This window comes from Frigoribacterium sp. PhB160 (assembly GCF_003751785.1).
GTDB lineage: Bacteria > Actinomycetota > Actinomycetes > Actinomycetales > Microbacteriaceae > Frigoribacterium.
This window is the reverse complement of record NZ_RKIE01000001.1, coordinates 1,265,679-1,283,926: the sequence shown is the minus strand read 5'-3', so window position 1 is coordinate 1,283,926 and position 18,248 is coordinate 1,265,679. Positions and strand designations below refer to the sequence as shown.

Below are 18,248 nucleotides of genomic sequence, written 5' to 3'. Positions count from 1 at the left end.
CTGCGTAGGGTGGCGGGCATGAGCGACGAGCAGCAGGCGAAGGGCACGTACGTCGAGCCCGGCCAGGAGTACACCCGCGACACGAACTACATCGAGGACCGCATCACGCGCGACGCCGTCGACGGCTGGCCGGTCGAGGCCGGACGGTACCGCCTCGTCGCCGCCCGGGCCTGCCCGTGGGCGAACCGCACCGTCATCTCGCGCCGCCTGCTCGGCCTCGAGGACGCCATCTCGCTCGGCCTCCCCGGCCCCACCCACGACGCTCGCAGCTGGACCTTCGACCTCGACCCCGACGGCCGCGACCCGGTGCTCGGCATCGAGCGGCTGCAGGAGGCGTTCTTCGCCCGCACGCCCGACTACGCCCGCGGCATCACCGTGCCGGCGATCGTCGACGTGCCGACCGGCAAGGTCGTCACGAACGACTTCCCGCAGATCACCCTCGACTTCGCCACCGAGTGGACCGAGCACCACCGCGACGGCGCGCCCGACCTCTACCCCGAGCACCTGCGCGCCGAGATCGACGAGGTGAACGCCGTCGTCTTCCGCGACGTCAACAACGGCGTCTACCGTGCCGGGTTCGCGGGGTCGCAGAAGAGCTACGAGCGGGCCTACCGCACGCTCTTCGACCGGCTCGACCAGCTGTCGGAGCGCCTCGCCGACCAGCGCTTCCTCGTCGGCGACACGATCACCGAGGCCGACATCCGCCTCTTCACGACGCTCGCCCGCTTCGACGCCGTCTACCACGGGCACTTCAAGTGCAACCGCTCGAAACTCAGCGAGATGCCGGTGCTCTGGGCCTACGCCCGCGACCTGTTCCAGACGCCCGGGTTCGGCGACACGATCGACTTCGACCAGATCAAGGCGCACTACTACGTCGTGCACAGCGACATCAACCCGACGGGCATCGTGCCGGCCGGGCCCGACCCGTCGGGCTGGCTGACCGAGCACGGCCGCGAGCGCCTCGGCGGCCGCCCGTTCGGCGACGGCACTCCCCCGGCGGCGCCGCCCGAGGGCGAGCGGGTGCCGCCGCTCGTCGCGTGATCGACCCCGGCGACCGCCTCCGCCGCACCCGCGACGAGGCCCTGGTCCTCGCCGAGCGCCTCCTCGGCGACATGGAGGCCGTCGCCGCCGCGCGCGAGGGCGCCAACGTCGACGACGAGCACGACCCCGAGGGGTCGACGATCGCCTACGAGCGGTCGCAGCTCGACGCCGTCCGCCGGTCGGCCCTCGAGCGGGCCGCCGACGCCACCTCCGCGCTCGGCCGCCTCGCCGACGGCACGTTCGGCCGCTGCGAGCGCTGCGCCGCCCGCATCGGCGACGCCCGGCTCGAGGCCCGACCCACCGCCCGGCTCTGCATCGACTGCGCGACCTGACCGGCGCACGACGCCCGAGCCTCGCCTCCCGGCCCGGCCCGGTCGGCAACTCCTGCTCTCGTGCGACAGGGGGCGCCGACGCGGCCTCCCGTCGCACCTCCGCCGGAGTTGCCGACACCGACGACGATGACGACGGGGCAGGCCACGGCGCTTCCCCGAGGCTGCCTCACGTCGTACGCTGAGCACGCACCACGGCGACGACGCCGGCGCGCCGCTCGTCGTCGACCACCCGACGACGGAAGGCGCTCGATGGACCCACGACCCGTCGTCCCCTCCCGCACCGCTCGCGCCCCCCGCGGCGCCGCCGACGTGCAGGCCGCCCGCCGCCGCCTCGTCGCCGAGTCCTGGCAGCGCTCGCTGAGCCGCCGACTCGACCCCGACGGCCTCCCGCGGCTCGAGCTGCCCGAGGACGACCTCGAGTCGTGGCGCCGCGAGCATCCCCTCGCCCTCCTGCTGCCCGTCGTGCGGAAGCTCCTCGTCGACGACGCCGAGGGCAGCGGCCTCCTCGTCGCGGTCGGCGACGAGCTCGGCCGCCTCCTCTGGGTCGAGGGCGACCACGAGGCCCGGCGCCGCGCCGAGTCGATGCTCTTCGTCGCGGGCGCCGGCTGGTCCGAGGCCCGGGTCGGCACCTCGGCGCCCGGCACCGCCCTGGCGCTCGACCGCGGCGTGCAGATCCGCGGGGCGGAGCACTTCAACCACCTCGTGCAGGAGTGGAGCTGCACCGCCGTCCCCGTGCACGACCCCGCCGACGGCCGGGTCATCGGAGTCGTCGACATCACGGGCGACGACCGGGCCGCGGGCGACCAGACCCTGCCGCTGCTGCGCGCGACGGTGGCCGCCATGGAGGCGCAGCTCGCCCTCTCGAGGAGCCTCGCCTCCCGCTCCGGTCCGGCCCGCGCCTCCCGCCGTCCGTCGTCGTCGGCCCGGGGCCCCGCGGCGCCGGCCGACGCCGCGTCCGTCCGGCGGCCGGTCGTCGTGACCCGCCCCCGCCTCGACGTGCTCGGCCGGGACGAGGCCCTGCTGCACACGAGCCGGGGCACGACGGTGCTGAGCGCCCGGCACTCCGAGATCGCGCTGCTCCTGGCGTCGCGTGCCGCCGGCTGGACCGCCGCGGAGCTCGGCGCCGCCGTCTGGCCGGAGGCGTCGTCGACGACCCTCCGCGCCGAGATGGTGCGGCTGCGACACGTGCTCGAGGCCGTCGACCCCGCCCTCGCGCCGCTGTCGCGGCCGTACCGCTTCGCCGAGGCGCCGACGACGGACGTCGGCGCCGTGGTGGAGCAGCTCGACCGGGGTGCGCACCGGTCGGCCCTGAGGCGGGCGCGCGGGCCGGTGCTGCCCTCGTCCCGGGCCCCGGGCGTGGTGGACCTGCGCGACGACCTCCGCGAGCGGCTCGGGGAGTCCGTCCGCGCCTCCGGATCGGTCGACGCGCTGCTCGAGTGGGTGGCGTCGGAGCAGGGCGCCGACGACGACCTCGCCCGCCACGACCTGCTGCGCCTGCTGCCGCCGCACTCGCCCCGGCGGGCCGGACTCGTCGCCGGCGCACGACCGGCCTGACCGTCGCCGGCGCCCGCGCAACACGCCGCAACCTCCCGCCCCGTACCGTGACGGGCACGACCCGGTCCCCCGGGCCGCCCGGGTCCCCGCCACCCGCAGGGCCCCGCCGACAACGACGTCGAAAGGGACGAACGATGACCGTCACCACTCCCCCGAGCACCTACGCGCAGCCCGGCCAGCCCGGGGCCGCCGTGCAGTTCGAGGCCCGCTACGACCACTTCATCGGCGGCGAGTACGTCGCCCCCGCGAGCGGGCGGTACTTCGAGAACCCGAGCCCCGTGAACGGCAAGCCGTTCACCGAGGTCGCCCGGGGCGATGCGAAGGACGTCGACCGGGCCGTCGAGGCCGCGTGGCGCGCCTTCGACTCCTGGAAGCGGACGACCATCACCGAGCGCGCGATCATCCTCAACAAGATCGCCGACGTGATGGAGGCGAATCTCGAGATGCTCGCCGTCGCCGAGACCTGGGACAACGGCAAGCCGATCCGCGAGTCGATGGCGGCCGACGTGCCGCTGGCCATCGACCACTTCCGGTACTTCGCGGGCGCCATCCGCGCCCAGGAGGGCTCGACCGGCGAGATCGACGGCGACACCGTCGCGTACCACTTCCACGAGCCGCTGGGCGTGGTCGGCCAGATCATCCCCTGGAACTTCCCGCTGCTCATGGCGGTCTGGAAGCTCGCACCCGCCCTCGCCGCCGGCAACTGCGTCGTGCTGAAGCCGGCGGAGCAGACCCCGGCGTCGATCCACGTCTTCATGGGCCTGATCAAGCACCTGCTGCCGGCGGGCGTGCTCAACATCGTCAACGGCTTCGGCGTCGAGGCCGGCGCTCCCCTGGCGAGCCACCCGAACATCCGCAAGATCGCGTTCACCGGCGAGACGACCACGGGCCGCCTCATCATGCAGATGGCGAGCGAGAACCTGATCCCCGTCACGCTCGAGCTCGGCGGCAAGAGCCCGAACGTGTTCTTCGCCGACGTCGCCGACGAGCGCGACGCGTTCTACGACAAGGCGCTCGAGGGCTTCTCCTTCTTCAACCTCAACTCGGGCGAGGTCTGCACGTGCCCGTCCCGCGCGCTCGTGCAGCAGTCGATCTACGACCAGTTCACCGCCGACGGCCTCGACCGCGTGCGGGCCGTGAAGCAGGGCGACCCGCTCTCGATGGACACGATGATCGGCGCCCAGGCGTCGAACGACCAGCTCGAGAAGATCCTCAGCTACATGGACATCGGCAAGCAGGAGGGCGCGACGCTCCTCCTCGGCGGCGAGCGGGCCGACCTCGGGGGCGACCTCAGCGGCGGCTACTACGTCCAGCCCACCGTGTTCGAGGGCAAGAACTCGATGCGCATCTTCCAGGAGGAGATCTTCGGCCCGGTGCTCAGCCTCACGAGCTTCTCCGACTACGACGACGCCATCAAGATCGCCAACGACACCCTCTACGGCCTCGGCGCCGGGGTCTGGAGCCGCAACGGCACCCAGCTCTACCGCGCCGGCCGTGACATCCAGGCGGGCCGAGTGTGGTCGAACACCTACCACCAGTACCCCGCGGGAGCGGCGTTCGGCGGCTACAAGCAGTCCGGCATCGGACGCGAGAACCACAAGATGATGCTCGACCACTACCAGCAGACGAAGAACCTCCTCGTCAGCTACGCGGACGGCCCGATGGGCTTCTTCTGATGCCGCACGAGACAGCAGCCGAGGAGGCGCGGGTCGGCGGAGCCCCGCCCGCCCGCGCCCCCGAGGCGGTCGCCGCGCCGTCCCGGGTCGACGTCACCCCGGAGGCCGCCGCCTTCCTCGTGGTCCTCACGGCCCAGCACGGACCGCTGATGTTCCACCAGTCGGGCGGCTGCTGCGACGGGTCGTCGCCGATGTGCTACCCCGTCGGGTTCTTCCGGGTGGGCGCCGTCGACGTCCACCTCGGCGACCTGCACGTCGACGGGATCGACCCGATCGAGGTCTACATGTCGCGCAGCCAGTTCGAGTACTGGAAGTGGACGCACCTCACGATCGACGTCGTGCCCGGCCGCGGCGCGGGCTTCTCGGTGGAGTCGCCGGAGGGCAAGCGCTTCCTCATCCGGTCGCGGCTGCTCGTCGACGACGAGCTGGAGGCCTTCGGACTCGCCGCGCCGACGGGGGCGTAGAGGCCGCCGACCCCTACCGCGCGCCGGGGCCGGCGTCGCGGTCGGGGTCGGCGACGGGGTCAGGGTCGGGCAGGGCGTACACGCCGTGCCCGACCCGCACGACGCGGCCCTGCCGGGCGAGCACGCTCAGCGTCGACAGCACGCTGCTGCGGCGGTAGCCGGGCAGCGCCGCGACGATCTCCGTCGTCCGGAGCCGCCCGCCGCGCAGCACCTCGGGCAGCCGCTCGACGAGGGACTCGCCGACCTGGTCGCCGCCGCCCTCGGGGGCGGGTGCTCCCTCGGGGCCGCTCCGCGCCTCCTCGGCGTACTCGGCCCTGGCCTGGTCGAGGCCCTCGGCCGACACGCGCGTCACGGCACCGTCGGCCCCGGAGGCGTGCGCGTAGGGCGCGAGCGTCAACGAGCGACCCACCCGTCCGTAGACGGCGGACGCGCTGGTGCCCTGGTGCTCGGCGATCTCCGGGTAGGAGGCGCCCCCCAGCAGCAGCACCGCCTCGCCCTCGAGCCCCAGCCACTGGCCGAGGCTCGCGATCTCCCACCCGGCGGTGGTGACGGCGGAGCCCCACACCTCCGCGTCGTCGGCGTGCTCGCCGGTGATCGACTCGAGGTCGTCGAGCAGGTCGCGGAGCCGCTCGCGTGCGTCGGCGACGATCTCGGCGGTGAACTGCGGAGGGCGACGAAGTTTGATCGGGCGTGACATTTGTGAAAGACTATCCAAGTTGCCCACCGGGCACCACGACGTCGTCCGGCAGTCCGGACGTCACACCCCCACACTTTGGAGTACCCATGGCTTTCGCAATCGTGCGTGCCGGCGGCCGTCAGGAGAAGGTCGAGGTCGGGACGATCCTGACCGTCGACCGCCTCAAGGCCTCGGCGACCGACACCGTCTCGTTCGTCCCCGTCCTGCACGTCGACGGCGACACGATCCTCTCCGGCGACGACCTCGCGAAGGTCACCGTCGAGGGCGAGGTCCTCGGCGACCTCCGCGGCCCGAAGATCGTCATCCAGAACTACAAGAACAAGACCGGGTACAAGCGTCGCATGGGCTTCCGCGCCGACCTCACCCGCGTCAAGATCACCTCGATCACCACCAAGTAAGGGAGCTGAGCAGACATGGCACACAAGAAGGGCGCATCGTCCACCCGCAACGGTCGTGACTCGAACGCTCAGCGCCTCGGCGTGAAGCGCTTCGGCGGCCAGGTCGTCCTCGCCGGCGAGATCCTCGTCCGCCAGCGCGGCACCCACTTCCACCCCGGCGCAAACGTCGGCCGAGGCGGCGACGACACGCTGTTCGCCCTCGCCCCCGGCGCCGTCGAGTTCGGCACCAAGGGCGGCCGCAAGGTCGTCAACATCGTCGCCACCGCGGTCGCGGTCGACGCGTAGCACCGGCCGCCGCGTCGCGGCAGCAGACCCAGGCGGTCGCCCCTCGGGGCGGCCGCCTTCGTCGTCCCCGGCGTCGTCGGGGACGGTGTCGGCGGCGTCGGGGACGGGGTCGGCGTCGTCGGGGTCGTCGGCCCGCACCCGGTCCCGCCCCTCCACCGACTGCGTACCCGATCCCCGTCCGCTGTACCCCGTCCTCGCCCGTCGCTGCCAGGGCCGGCGCGTACGAGGGACGGATGAAGGCACTCACTTACCAGTCCATCGCCGACGTCGCCGTCACCGAGGTGCCCGACCCACGGATCATCGAGCCCACCGACGCCGTCATCAAGGTCACGTCCGCCGCGATCTGCGGCAGCGACCTGCACCTGTACGACGTCTTCGACCCCTACCTCGACAAGGGCGACGTGCTCGGGCACGAGACCATGGGCGTCGTCACCGCCGTCGGCGACGCGGTCAGCCGCGTCAGCGTCGGCGACCGCGTCGTCGTCCCCTTCGTCATCGCCTGCCGGGCCTGCTTCATGTGCGACCGCGGCCTCTTCTCGCAGTGCGAGACCACCCAGGTCACCGAGTACGGCTCGGGCGCGACCCTCTACGGCTACACGAAGCTCTACGGCCAGGTGCCCGGCGGCCAGGCCGAGCAGCTGCACATCCAGCGCGCCGACGCCAACCTCATCGTGGTCGGCAAGTCGCTGCCCGACGAGCGCTACCTCTTCCTCAGCGACATCCTCCCCACCGCGTGGCAGGGCGTCGAGTACGCCCACGTGCCCGACGGCGGCACCCTCGTCGTGCTCGGGCTCGGCCCCGTCGGCCAGTTCGCCGCCCGCATCGGCGTGCACAAGGGCTACCGCGTCATCGGCGTCGACCCCGTCCCCGAGCGCCGCGCCATGGCCGAGCGCCACGGCGTCGAGGTGCTCGACCTCACGAAGGACGTCGCCGACGTCGTCAAGGGCATGACCGACGACCGCGGCCCCGACTCCGTCGTCGACGCCGTCGGCATGGAGGCCCACGACCACGGCGGCGTCAGCCTCGTGCAGAAGTTCGCCGCGGCGCTGCCCGACAAGGTCGGCCAGGCCCTCATGCAGAAGGCGGCCGTCGACTCGTTGAGCGCCATGCACCTCGCGTTCGAGATCGTCCGCCGCGGCGGCACCGTCTCGCTGAGCGGCGTCTACGGCGGCACGGCCGACCCCACGCCCTTCCTCACGCTCTTCGACAAGCAGATCACCATCACGATGGGCCAGTGCAACGTCCACGAGTGGATCGAGACCCTGCTCCCCCTCGTCGAGGACCCGTCCGACCCGCTCGGCACCGAGGACCTCACCACCCACCCGGTGCCCCTCGACCGCGCGCCGGAGATGTACGAGCTCTTCAAGAACAAGGAGGACGGCTGCATCAAGGTGGTGCTGAAGCCGTAGCCGCAGGCGTCCTCGAGGACCCGGTCCGCGCCTCCCGCGGTCGGGTCCTCGTCGCGTGCGCACCCACGTGCGCACCCGGTGCGCTCCCGACCCCGTCTTCGCGGGTCATCGGGCCCGAGCCCCTGGCGTGCCCGCGTGGCGGCTGGCAGGATCGTCGAGGCCCGGCGGCGGCGACGTGGCTGCGGTCACCCGATGTTCACCGGGACACGCACGGGCGTTCACCGTCCTCATACCCAACGAATGATGGACTGGTGACGAACAACCAGCGTGGGCCCCACCCCCGAGGCCCGCGTCGTCGACACGGATCGAGAAGACGATGGAACTCCGGACGGCCGAACACCCCAGGCCGAACCACTTCCTGCTCCACCTCAGCGACACCCACCTCGTCGGAGGTGACCGAGACCTCTACGGCGCCGTCGACAGCGCGGCCCGCCTGGCCGAGATCATCGCCGACATCGAGGCGTCGGGTGCCCGGCCGGAGGCGATCGTCCTCACGGGCGACCTGGCCGACAAGGGCGAGCCGGAGGCGTACCGCAAGCTCCGAGCGCTGCTCGAGCCGGCCGCCGCCCGCCTCGGCGCGCAGGTCATCTGGGCGATGGGCAACCACGACGAGCGCGGGGCCTTCCGCTCGGAGCTCTTCGGGCAGCTGCCCTCCGACCGGCCGGTCGACCTCGTCTACGACGTGAACGGGCTGCGGGTCATCACGCTCGACACGACGGTGCCGGGCAGCCACCACGGCGAGCTGACGAGCGACCAGCTCGACTGGCTCGCCGAGGAGCTCGCGACGGACGCGCCCGACGGCACGATCCTCGCCCTGCACCACCCGCCCGTGCCGAGCGTGCAAGACCTCAGCACGCTCGTCGAGCTGCGCGACCAGGCCTCGCTGGCCGAGGTCGTCGAGGGCAGCGACGTGCGCGGCATCATCGCGGGCCACCTCCATTACTCGACCATGGCGATGTTCGCGGGCGTGCCCGTCTCGGTCGCGTCGGCCACCTGCTACACGCAGGACCTCAACGTGCCCGGCACCCGTGGTCGCGACGGCGCGCAGTCGTACAACCTCGTGCACGTCTACGACGACACCGTCGTGCACTCGGTCGTGCCGATCGGCTCGTACGCTCCCGTCGGCGAGTACGTGTCGCCCGAGCGGACCGCCGAGCGCCTCGCGCTGGCCGGCGTCCGCATCGCCCCCGCGGCTCCGCGTCACCGCCGCACCGACACCGCGCCGGTGCCGGTCATCGAGCGCGACCTCGCCCTGACGGGGCCGATCGACACGCTCTGACCCGGTGCTGCCCGGCGGCCCCGCCGCCGGTCGGCGACTCCTGCCGACGTGCGACGTCCGCGCCGTTCCGAGTCCGTTCTCGGACCTCCGCAGGAGTTGTCGACCGTGACACGGGCAGACGATGCCGGGCGGGGCCAGGCAGGCCGCGGGCGGCGTCAGGCGCGGGACGCGGCGGAGCGCGCCATGTAGGCGCGCAGGCGCCGCAGGTAGGCGTCGCGCAGCACGTGCCGCACGCGACCCGGCAACCGGGGAACGACGGCCCGGCACACGGCGATCACGCCGTCGAACACCCGCCGACGCGTGGGCGACCAGGGCAGCCGGAAGGCGTCGCGCACCGACGCGGGCAGCAGCCCCGCCGTGACGAGCCGCGCGAGCGGCATCGCCGCCCGCAGCGCCCACGGCACGTTCGTCGGGTGGAGCAGCTGGTGTGCCACGTCTCGCGTCACGTCGTCGACGACGAGCCCGTCGACCCGTGCCCGCCAATAAGCACTGAACGCGGCGCGGTCGACCGGCCAGAGCGACTCCGGCATCTGCAGGGCCGTGCCGACGAGCGCGTACTCGCGGTAGACCCGCTCGGCCGCCGCGGGCGACAGCGCGCCGTGGACCCGCTCGTAGAGGTCGATGGCCGAGTCGTAGAGCGTCGCGGCGACCCACAGCTGCAGCTCGGGGTCGACGGCGTCGTACGAGACGGGCGCCCCCGCCGCGCTCCGCACCGGCCCGTGCGCCCGGTCGACGAGGTCGCGCACGAAGGCGACCTCGTCCGCCGATCCGAAGACGATCGCGTAGAGATAGGTCATGGTGCCGTGCAGCCGCGCCAGCGGGCGCTCGACGAAGTCGCTGTGCTCGGCCACTCCGTGGCCCACGCCGGGATCGGCGAGCTGCAGCAGGATCGCCCGGCCGCCGCCGCCGAGCAGCAGCGACTCCCCCGCCATGTCCGAGATCGTGCGGACGTCCCGCCCCCACCGGACCCCGTCACCATGCATGAGAGCAGCCTACGGCGCACCACCCCGCTCCCCCGCGCCGCCAGCCCGCCTGACTAGGCTCGACCCCATGGCCGTCCCCGACTTCGTCCTGTCCCTCCGAGAGAAGATCGGCCACGCGCCGCTCTGGCTGACCGGCGTGACGGCGGTCGTCGTCCGCGGCGACGAGCTGTTGCTGGTGCGCCGCGCCGACACGGGCGCCTGGACCCCGGTCACCGGCATTGTCGACCCCGGCGAGCACCCCGCCGACGCCGCCGTGCGGGAGTGCCTCGAGGAGGCCGACGTCGTCGTCGAGCCCGTCCGCTTCGCGTGCCTCGGCGTCACCCCCGAGATCGAGTACGCCAACGGCGACCGGGCGAGCTACGTCGACCACACCTTCGCGATGCACTGGGTCTCGGGCGACCCCTCCCCGGCCGACGGCGAGAACACCGAGGCCCGCTGGTTCGCCCGCGACGCGCTGCCGCCGATGTCCGCCGACATGCTGTCGCGGGTCGCCGCCGCCCTCGGCGACGACCCCTCGGCCGAGTTCACGGCCGCCGGCGTCGCGCGGCGTGCGCCGCGCGCCTGACGAGCGTCCGCCCCGAGAGACGACGCACCCCGACGGGGAGGCGCGGGGACGGGAAGGCGCACACCGCGCCTCCCCGAGTCCTCCGCCTCGTGCCCCGACGTCAGCTCTCGAGCGACCCCTGCGTGCCCCCGGCGCGGAGCGCCCGTCGGTCTTGCTCGGCCGACTCGCGGGCCAGACGGTCGATCTCGTCCTTCTCCCACGGGGCGGCGAACGGGTAGTAGCGCTCGAGGAACTCGGTGACGGTCGTCGTGCGCTCCTCGTCGGAGACCTCGGGGAAGCTGCCGTCGTTGAGGCAGAAGAAGTCGAACGAGCGCTTCTTGAGCAGGTCGGAGAGCGAGGCGAGGCCCGACGCCATCGTCGTGTCGACGTAGCTCACCTTGGCGTTCTCCTGGACGATCGCGCGACCGGTCATCAGCGAGTAGTAGTGGTACAGCGAGTTCGTGACCGAGATGTTCTCCTTCGCGCGGAAGGGGCTGGCGGCGGTCGCGGTGAACTCGTCGGCGAACTCGTGCTCCAGCTCGAACAGCACGCTGCGGCGGAGCGGGGCGGCGGTGTGCTCGAGGTGGCGCGTGGTGACCCGGCCGAAGCGCTGCTGCAGCAGTCGGCGGTTGACGCGCGCGGCGTTCTCGAACCCGCTGCGCTCGGGGTTGTTGAGCCCGAGCCCGATGCGGGTGTCGGCCTCGATGAACTTCGTCACCGAGCCGGGCGAGAAGAACATCGACGGCGCCACCGGCCGGCCGAAGAACATGTCGTCGTTCGAGTAGAGGAAGTGCTCGCTGAGCCCCTCGATGTGGTGCAGCTGCGACTCGACGGCCTGCGAGTTGTGGGTCGGCAGGAACGACTGGTCGGAGAAGAACTCCTCGCTGCGCACGACCCGCACGCGCGGGTGCTCGCCGAGCCACTCGGGCACCGGCGAGTCGGTGGCGATGTAGATCGTCCGCACCCAGGGCGCGAACATGTACACGCTGCGGAGCGCGTACTTCAGCTCGTCGATCTGTCGGAAGCGCGCGACGCTGTCGTCGCCCTCGCCCACCACGTGGCGCTTCGCCTGGGCCGCACGCGCGCGCTGGTACTCGACGGAGTTGCCGTCGACCCACGAGAAGACGATGTCGATCTCGAAGGTGATGTCGGTGGCGTGGTCGTCGAACATGTGCTCGAGGGTCGGCCACTCGAGCCCGTAGCGCTCGACCGTCGTCTCGACGGCCTCCTCGCGGGGCAGCTCGGTGCGCATGAGCGCGTTCTCGACCGGCACGAGCACCTCGTCGTCGGTGAGCACCCAGAACTCGACCTGGACGGCCGTGCCGGCGCCGTAGCGGAGGCGGCCGATCGGCTCGACGCGCGGCCGGTAGACCTTGAAGGCCATGTCGTCGACCGACTCGAGCCCGCCCTCGGCGACGAGGACGGCGTCGCCCTTGCCGGCCTTGGCGTAGAACGGCTCGGTGCCAGAGGCGGCGATCATCGCGGCGATGAAGGCGTCGCGGTGCACGACGTCGACGGCGATGACCGGCCGGACGTCGTTGCCCCGCACGAGCAGGAAGGGGATCTGGGCCTCGTCGAGCACACGGCGGATGAAGAGCAGGTCTTCGATCATCGACTGCTGGGGCGTCAGGTGCCCGTTGAGCAGCGTGAACTGCCCCTTGCGGACGACCACGTCGTCACGGTCGAGACCACCGGGTCGGGGACGAGGGGTCAGCAGAGGACTCTCTGTCGTACCGGTGATCTCCGTGACCATTCAGGCTCTACCTTCCGTGCGGACCTCGGGCAGGCCCTGCGCACACATGCGCTTCGATTTTAGCGGTCCGCGGACGCGGACGCCGCCAGGGCCGTGACGGCCGCCGGACCGACGGCCGCCGGCAGAGAACCGTCAGCGGCCGTCCCGCGGAGCGGGCACCTTGATCAGCACCCCCGCCGCCACGAAGACGACGGCCGCCGCGAACTGCATCGCGGCCCAGGGCTGCCCCGAGAGCGGAAGCACCCACACGGGGTTCCAGCAGACGGCGATCGCCGCGAGGAGGGGCAGCGCCCACCAGGTGCGTCCACGCCAGGCGAAGACGAGCACGATGAGCGCGAGGATGGCGACGGCGAACCGCACGATCGTGAACAGCGACGAGTCGAGCAGGAACGCTCCCACCGTCAGCACGACGGCCCCGAGCAGGCCGGGCGCGAGCGCGGGGCGGAGGAAGTCGGGGGCGGTGGGCGTCGGCACCCGGCGAGCCTACCGGCCCGGGACGAGGCCGAGCGTCGCTACTCGATGTCGTAGGCGGTGGTGATGACCGTCAGCGGACGGCTCATCGGCGGCTCGCCGCGCAGGCGCTCGAGCCCGGGTCGCAGCTCGGCCACCCAGGCGTCGTAGCCGGCGGGCGTGAGGTGCAGCTGGTCGTCGCTGAACTCGGGCCGGATCGCGTCGCCCGACTCGTCGGAGAGGGCCGGCCAGAGGTCGAGCCACTGGGCCCGCACGGTCGCCGAGAACTGGCGCAGGTGCCGGTTGGCGTCCTGGATGCGGGCCGCGTAGTCGGCGCCCCGGGGCAGGATCGACTGCAGCAGCAGCCGGGTGCCGGGCAGCTCGCGGCGCATCGTCACCAGGATCGACTCGACGCCGCGGACGACCTGCTCGACCGACCGCCGCGAGCCGAAGTCGTTCGCGCCGATCAACAGCACGACCGAGTCGGGCTGCGCCGCGACGACCTGGTCGAGGCGCTCGGCGAGCGAGGCGGTCGTGTCGCCGCCGACCCCGAGGTTCACGACCTCGTCGTCGGGGAACCAGGCGGCCCAGTCGCCGCCCTCCGTGATGCTGTCGCCGACGAAGACGAGTTTCTCTCCGTGCGCCATGGTGGCCTCCTTGTCGCGTGGTGATCGACGCCTCCCGAGGGAGCGCCCTGGCCTGCGACGTTACCGCCTCAGTCGCGGAAGCGCCTGGGCCGGCGGCTCGAGACCCGGTCGAGGGCGTGCCGCACGGGAGGCAGCAGCACCACCACGGACGAGAAGACGACCAGCGCCACGAGCACGACGCCCAGCCAGAGCGGCACCGGCGACGAGGCCCCGGCCTCGGCAGGGTAGAGCGGGGACGGCGTCGAGACGGCCACGAGGAGGCGCGTCGCCGTCACGCAGGACCGCCCGCCGTGCGCTCCCCCGCCGCCGCGCGCTCCGCGGTCGCCGTGATGCGCCGCAGCATGCCCGAGAAGATCACCCCGTGGAAGGGGAGGATCGCGATCCAGTACAGCCGCCCGCCGAGACCGGTCGGGAAGAACACGGCCCGCTGCCGGTAGTGCGACCCGCCGTCGTCGCGCGGCGTGACCGTCATCTCGAGCCACGCGCCGCCCGGCACCTTCATCTCGGCGCGCAGCCGCAGCAGGTGGCCGCGCTCGATCTTCTCGACGCGCCACCAGTCGAGGGCGTCGCCGGCCCGGAGGCTGCTGCGGCTGCGTCGGCCGCGCTGCAGGCCGACCCCGCCGACGAGCCGGTCCATCCAGCCGCGGGCGGCCCAGGCGAGGGGGAACGAGTACCAGCCGTTCTCGCCGCCGATGCCCTCGACGACGGTCCAGAGTGCGGCCGGAGGCGCGGACGAGTCCGTCTCCCGGTCGTCGGTGTACACGGTGTGGCCGGACCAGTCGGGGTCGCTCGGCAGCAGGTCGCTGGGCGCCCCCGACACCGAGCTGTCCTGCCAGCTCGTCTCGACCTCGCCGTCCTGCTCGCGCTGGAGGGCGAGGCGGACCGCCTGCCGGTAGCGGAGCAGCCCCTCGGGCGGAGCGGGCACGTACCGGTCGATGTCGCTCTCGTGCACGACGCAGTCGTACTGCAGCGAGGCGATGATGGGCACGGCCAGCGCGCGCGGCACGGGCGTGACGAGGTTGACCCACTGGGAGGCGAGCCACGGCGTGAACACCGGCAGCGACGCGATCGGCCGCTGCTTGAGGCCCGCCTCGAGGGCGTAGCCGTTCATCATCTGGCCGTAGCGCAGCACGTCGGGGCCGCCGATGTCGAAGGTGCGGGAGACGTCGTCCGGCATCCCCGCCGAGCCGAGGAGGTAGTGCAGCACGTCGCGGACGGCGATCGGCTGGATGCGGTTGCGCACCCACTTCGGCGCCGGCATGTAGGGCAGCACGTCGGTGAGGTGCCGGATCATCTCGAACGAGGCCGACCCGGAGCCGATGACGACGCCGGCCTGCAGCGCCGTGGTGGGCACGCCGCTGGCGAGCAGGATGTCGCCGACGTCCTTCCGCGACCGGAGGTGCTTCGACAGCTCGCCCTCGGGGTGCAGCCCGCCGAGGTACACGATGCGGCCCACCCCGGCCTCGCGTGCGGCGTCGGCCACCGTGTGGGCCGCCGTGGCCTCGGCCGCCTCGAAGTCGCCGCGGCCGCCCATCGCGTGGGCGAGGTAGTAGACGACGTCCACTCCCTCCATGGCGGGGCGGACGCTGTCGGGGTCGGTGAGGTCGCCCTGCACGACGTCGACGTCGGGCGCCCAGGGCACGTCGACGAGCTTGTCGGGCGTGCGGACCAGCACGCGGACGTCGGCCCCGGCCGCGACGAGGCGGGGCGTCAGCCGGCCGCCGATGTAGCCGGTCGCCCCGGTCACGAGCACGCGCTTGCCGGCGACCGCGGCGTCGTTCGCGTGGCTCTCGGGCGTGGGGCTGGGAGGTGCGTCGGTGGGCATCACGCCACGCTACGCCCGGGCGCCCGGACCGTGCCGGGCCGGCGGGGGAAGCCGGTCCGCGCCTCCGGGTGGCCCCTTCGGCCCCGCCCGGCGAGGGCCGGGCCGTCCGCGCCGCGGAGCTAGGAGGGCGCGGGCACGCCGAGGATCTCGCGGCAGCGGACGACGTCGGCGCGGATGTGCTCGATCAACGCGTCGAGCCCCTCGAACTTGACGTTGCCGCGCACCCAGTCGATGAAGTGCACGGTCACGACCTGGCCGTAGAGGTCGAGCGAGACGTCGAGCAGGTGGGCCTCGACCTGCTTCTCGGGCACGCCCTCGAAGGTCGGGTTGTTGCCCACCGAGACGGCGGCCGGGTACAGCGTCTCGCCGACCAGCACGTGCGCGGCGTACACGCCGTCGGCCGGGACGAAGCCCTCGCTGCGCGGCGCGAGGTTGGCCGTCGGGAACCCGAGCTCGCGGCCCCGCTGCTGGCCGTGCACGACGACTCCGCGGACGGCGGGCTCGCGGCCGAGCAGCGCCCCGGCCTCGCGGACGCGCCCGGCGTCGAGCAGCTCGCGGATCCAGGTCGAGGAGGCGCGGCGGTCGCCCGAGGGACGCACGTCGTCGATCGAGACCACGCGGAACCCCCTCGGCCCCGAGAGCTCGCGCAGGGTGTCGACGGTGCCGCTGCCCCGCACGCCGAACCGGAAGTCGTCGCCGACGAACACGACGCGGGCGTGGAGGGCGTCGACGAGCACCCGGTCGACGAACTCGACCGGGTCGAGCGAGCGGAGGGCGTCGTCGAACGGGAGCATGAGGGTGGCGGCGACCCCCGCCTCCTCCAGCAGCTCGCGCTTCTGGGCGTTCGAGACGAGGGAGGTCGGCACCGAGCCCGGGCGGACGAGCGTCAGGGGGTGCCGGTCGAAGGTGACGACCGTCGGCACGAGCGACTCGGCGGCCGCGACGTCCTCGAGCAGCCCGATCACCGCGCGGTGGCCGACGTGCACGCCGTCGAACTTGCCGATGGTGACCGCGCTCGGCCCCACGTCGCCCGGGACCTCGTCGAGGCCCTGCCAGAACTGCACGCCGGCTACCGGTCGGCGTCGCCGCGCGACGAGGAGTCGACGCCCGCCGGGTCGACGCCCGCCGGGTCGACGCCCGCCCGGCCGACTCGGGCCGGGCCGACGCCCGCAGGACGGGTGCGCACCAGCCACAGCAGGCCGAGCACGGGCAGCACGAGGGGCACGAAGCCGTAGCCGCGACCGAAGAACGACCACACGGTGTCGTCGGGGAAGAGCTCGGGGTCGAGGGCCGTCATGAGGCCGACGACGACGACGCCGATCAGCTCGAACGAGATGGTCGCCCAGGCGAGGGCGTACGACGTGGTGCCCCGCTTGACCAGGGCGATCGTCGCCACGATGTAGACGACGGCCGAGAGCGCGCTCAGCGAGTACGCGAGCGGCGCCTCGTCGAACTGCTCGGCGATCTGGAAGACCGACCGGCCGGTGGCGGCGAGGGCGAGGAGGGCGTAGACCGCGATGAGGACCCGGCCGATGCCGACCGCGCGCGTTGACTTCTGAGTGACCATCGCCCACCAGGATAGGTCGCCCGCGACGCTCGTGCCGACGCGGCTCGGTCAGGCGACCTGGACGGTCCAGATCTGCAGCATGCGGTAGACCATCACCGCGACGGCGAAGACGGCCGCCGACAGCACGAGGTTGCTCCACCGGGTGCGGTCGACGAGCGCCCAGACGACGGCGAGCGGCGGCAGGAGGATCGCCGACACGAGGTAGATGTAGAACTCGACGACGTTGCCCGTCGGCGGGTTGCCCGCGAACGGGGCGACGATCGCGACGACCAGCTGCACGACGAGCAGCAGCAGCACGAGCGCCGCCGCACCGACGGTGACGTCGTTCGGCAGCTTGCCCGAGAACCCCGCGACGAGGCAGACGAGCCCGGCGACGCAGGCCACGACGACCTGCACCCAGGTGAACCACTCGATCATGCGCGCACCTCGTCGCTCGGGAAGTTGACGATGGGCCGGGCCCGGCCCCCGGTCACGGAGACGAGCCCCGCGAGGTCGCCGGCGGGCGTCACGGCCGCCAGCGGCCCGGCCGTGTCGTCGAGGTCGACGGCCACCTTCTTGCCGTGGCCGAGGTCGACGGACTGCTCGGCGCTCATGCGCCACACGGGGAAGAGCATCTCGGCGACCTCCGTCGGCCGCAGCAGGGCCGGGGCGACGTCGATGCCCTCCAGCACGGAGGCGCGCGACACGTCGAAGGGACCCACCGACGTCCGGCGCAGGGCCGTCAGGTGCCCGCCGACGCCGAGCCCGGCGCCGAGGTCGCGGGCGAGGGCACGGACGTAGGTGCCCGACGAGCAGCGGACGCGGACGTCGAGGTCGAGCACCGGCGTCTCGGCGCCGTCGTCGCCGACGTGCACGGCGGCCCGGCGGTCGGTGACGGCGAACTCGGAGATCGTGACCGCGCGGGCGGCGAGCTCGACCTCGACGCCCTCGCGGGCCAGGTCGTAGGCGCGTCGGCCGCGCACCTTGATCGCGCTGACGGTGGTCGGCACCTGGCTGATCTCGCCGGTCAGGTCCGCGATGCCCGCGTCGACCGCGGCGGCCTCGAGGGCGGAGGCGTCGTCGACCCGCACGACGTCGCCGTCGGAGTCGTCGCTCGTCGTGCCGACGCCGAGGCGGATCGTCGCCTCGTAGGTCTTGTCGAGCCCGACGAGGAAGGTGAGGAGGCGCGTCGACGAGTCGACGCCGAGCACGAGGAGCCCTGTGGCGAGCGGGTCGAGCGTGCCGGCGTGGCCGACCTTGCGCGTGCCGGCCGCCCGTCGCACGCGGGCGACGACGTCGTGGCTGGTGATGCCCTGCGGCTTGTCGACGAGGAGGATGCCGCTGTTCACCCGACGACGCTACCGC

The 18,248-nt window shown here is 73.0% G+C and carries 21 protein-coding genes; 10 read left to right on the top strand and 11 right to left on the bottom strand.

Annotated features, from left to right (window positions below; translation table 11 throughout):
- The first annotated feature begins 18 nt into the window (after nt 1-18).
- From EDF38_RS06060 to EDF38_RS06040, 5 genes are all read left to right on the top strand, one after another.
- Complete coding sequence (locus EDF38_RS06060) at nt 19-1,041, top strand: glutathione S-transferase family protein (RefSeq protein WP_123355060.1); 1,023 nt, start codon at nt 19-21, stop codon at nt 1,039-1,041.
- Entirely contained in the window at nt 1,038-1,373 is a 336-nt protein-coding gene (locus EDF38_RS06055; RefSeq protein ID WP_233572276.1) for a TraR/DksA family transcriptional regulator, read from the top strand. The genes EDF38_RS06060 and EDF38_RS06055 overlap by 4 nt, the downstream gene beginning before the upstream one ends.
- 249 nt (nt 1,374-1,622) lie before the next feature.
- Complete coding sequence (locus tag EDF38_RS06050; protein WP_123354424.1) at nt 1,623-2,927, top strand: GAF domain-containing protein; 1,305 nt, start codon at nt 1,623-1,625, stop codon at nt 2,925-2,927.
- Nucleotides 2,928-3,061: 134 nt separating this feature from the next.
- Nucleotides 3,062-4,603, top strand: a complete 1,542-nt coding sequence (locus EDF38_RS06045) for an aldehyde dehydrogenase family protein (RefSeq protein WP_123354423.1) — start codon at nt 3,062-3,064, stop codon at nt 4,601-4,603.
- Nucleotides 4,603-5,067 carry a DUF779 domain-containing protein gene (locus EDF38_RS06040; protein WP_123354422.1) on the top strand — a complete coding sequence of 155 codons (465 nt, stop codon included), beginning with the start codon at nt 4,603-4,605 and terminating at the stop codon, nt 5,065-5,067. The genes EDF38_RS06045 and EDF38_RS06040 overlap by 1 nt, the downstream gene beginning before the upstream one ends.
- A gap of 13 nt (nt 5,068-5,080) precedes the next feature.
- On the opposite strand, the gene EDF38_RS06035 is transcribed toward EDF38_RS06040, so the two are convergent.
- Nucleotides 5,081-5,764 (bottom strand): hypothetical protein, encoded by a 684-nt coding sequence (locus EDF38_RS06035; protein WP_123354421.1) that lies wholly within the window; start codon nt 5,762-5,764, stop codon nt 5,081-5,083.
- A gap of 86 nt (nt 5,765-5,850) precedes the next feature.
- Here EDF38_RS06035 and rplU point away from each other — a divergent pair, with 86 nt between their 5' ends.
- The 4 genes from rplU to EDF38_RS06010 all read left to right on the top strand — a co-directional run bounded on the left by rplU (nt 5,851) and on the right by EDF38_RS06010 (nt 9,135).
- On the top strand, nt 5,851-6,162 hold the full coding sequence (gene rplU / locus EDF38_RS06030) for a 50S ribosomal protein L21 (protein ID WP_123354420.1): 312 nt from the start codon (nt 5,851-5,853) through the stop codon (nt 6,160-6,162).
- Between the two features lie 15 nt (nt 6,163-6,177).
- Nucleotides 6,178-6,447 carry a 50S ribosomal protein L27 gene (rpmA, locus tag EDF38_RS06025; RefSeq protein WP_123354419.1) on the top strand — a complete coding sequence of 90 codons (270 nt, stop codon included), beginning with the start codon at nt 6,178-6,180 and terminating at the stop codon, nt 6,445-6,447.
- 233 nt (nt 6,448-6,680) lie between these two features.
- Nucleotides 6,681-7,856, top strand: coding sequence for an alcohol dehydrogenase catalytic domain-containing protein (locus tag EDF38_RS06015; protein WP_123354417.1), 1,176 nt, complete (start codon nt 6,681-6,683; stop codon nt 7,854-7,856).
- Nucleotides 7,857-8,172: 316 nt separating this feature from the next.
- On the top strand, nt 8,173-9,135 hold the full coding sequence (locus EDF38_RS06010; protein WP_123354416.1) for a phosphodiesterase: 963 nt from the start codon (nt 8,173-8,175) through the stop codon (nt 9,133-9,135).
- 155 nt (nt 9,136-9,290) lie between these two features.
- Here EDF38_RS06010 and EDF38_RS06005 read toward each other — a convergent pair whose 3' ends face one another.
- On the bottom strand, nt 9,291-10,118 hold the full coding sequence (locus EDF38_RS06005) for an oxygenase MpaB family protein (protein WP_123354415.1): 828 nt from the start codon (nt 10,116-10,118) through the stop codon (nt 9,291-9,293).
- A 67-nt stretch (nt 10,119-10,185) separates the two neighbouring features.
- Here EDF38_RS06005 and EDF38_RS06000 point away from each other — a divergent pair, with 67 nt between their 5' ends.
- The gene (locus EDF38_RS06000; protein ID WP_123354414.1) at nt 10,186-10,683 is read left to right on the top strand and encodes an NUDIX domain-containing protein; all 498 of its coding nucleotides are present in this window, start codon (nt 10,186-10,188) and stop codon (nt 10,681-10,683) included.
- 100 nt (nt 10,684-10,783) lie between these two features.
- On the opposite strand, the gene EDF38_RS05995 is transcribed toward EDF38_RS06000, so the two are convergent.
- The 9 genes from EDF38_RS05995 to truB all read right to left on the bottom strand — a co-directional run bounded on the left by EDF38_RS05995 (nt 10,784) and on the right by truB (nt 18,232).
- Complete coding sequence (locus EDF38_RS05995; protein ID WP_123354413.1) at nt 10,784-12,415, bottom strand: stealth conserved region 3 domain-containing protein; 1,632 nt, start codon at nt 12,413-12,415, stop codon at nt 10,784-10,786.
- Nucleotides 12,416-12,547: 132 nt separating this feature from the next.
- Complete coding sequence (locus EDF38_RS05990) at nt 12,548-12,889, bottom strand: DUF6804 family protein (protein WP_123354412.1); 342 nt, start codon at nt 12,887-12,889, stop codon at nt 12,548-12,550.
- A gap of 38 nt (nt 12,890-12,927) precedes the next feature.
- Nucleotides 12,928-13,512 carry a GDSL-type esterase/lipase family protein gene (locus EDF38_RS05985; protein ID WP_123354411.1) on the bottom strand — a complete coding sequence of 195 codons (585 nt, stop codon included), beginning with the start codon at nt 13,510-13,512 and terminating at the stop codon, nt 12,928-12,930.
- A gap of 68 nt (nt 13,513-13,580) precedes the next feature.
- Entirely contained in the window at nt 13,581-13,787 is a 207-nt protein-coding gene (locus EDF38_RS05980) for a hypothetical protein (RefSeq protein ID WP_123354410.1), read from the bottom strand.
- Nucleotides 13,784-15,337, bottom strand: a complete 1,554-nt coding sequence (locus EDF38_RS05975; RefSeq protein ID WP_123354409.1) for an SDR family oxidoreductase — start codon at nt 15,335-15,337, stop codon at nt 13,784-13,786. The genes EDF38_RS05980 and EDF38_RS05975 overlap by 4 nt, the downstream gene beginning before the upstream one ends.
- A 119-nt stretch (nt 15,338-15,456) precedes the next feature.
- Nucleotides 15,457-16,401 carry a bifunctional riboflavin kinase/FAD synthetase gene (locus EDF38_RS05965; protein WP_123354407.1) on the bottom strand — a complete coding sequence of 315 codons (945 nt, stop codon included), beginning with the start codon at nt 16,399-16,401 and terminating at the stop codon, nt 15,457-15,459.
- A 5-nt stretch (nt 16,402-16,406) separates the two neighbouring features.
- Nucleotides 16,407-16,904 (bottom strand): hypothetical protein, encoded by a 498-nt coding sequence (locus EDF38_RS05960; protein WP_233572274.1) that lies wholly within the window; start codon nt 16,902-16,904, stop codon nt 16,407-16,409.
- A gap of 48 nt (nt 16,905-16,952) precedes the next feature.
- Nucleotides 16,953-17,321 carry a hypothetical protein gene (locus EDF38_RS05955; protein WP_123354406.1) on the bottom strand — a complete coding sequence of 123 codons (369 nt, stop codon included), beginning with the start codon at nt 17,319-17,321 and terminating at the stop codon, nt 16,953-16,955.
- Nucleotides 17,318-18,232, bottom strand: coding sequence for a tRNA pseudouridine(55) synthase TruB (truB, locus tag EDF38_RS05950; RefSeq protein WP_123354405.1), 915 nt, complete (start codon nt 18,230-18,232; stop codon nt 17,318-17,320). Before truB ends, EDF38_RS05955 begins: the two co-directional genes overlap by 4 nt.
- Nucleotides 18,233-18,248 lie beyond the last annotated feature (16 nt).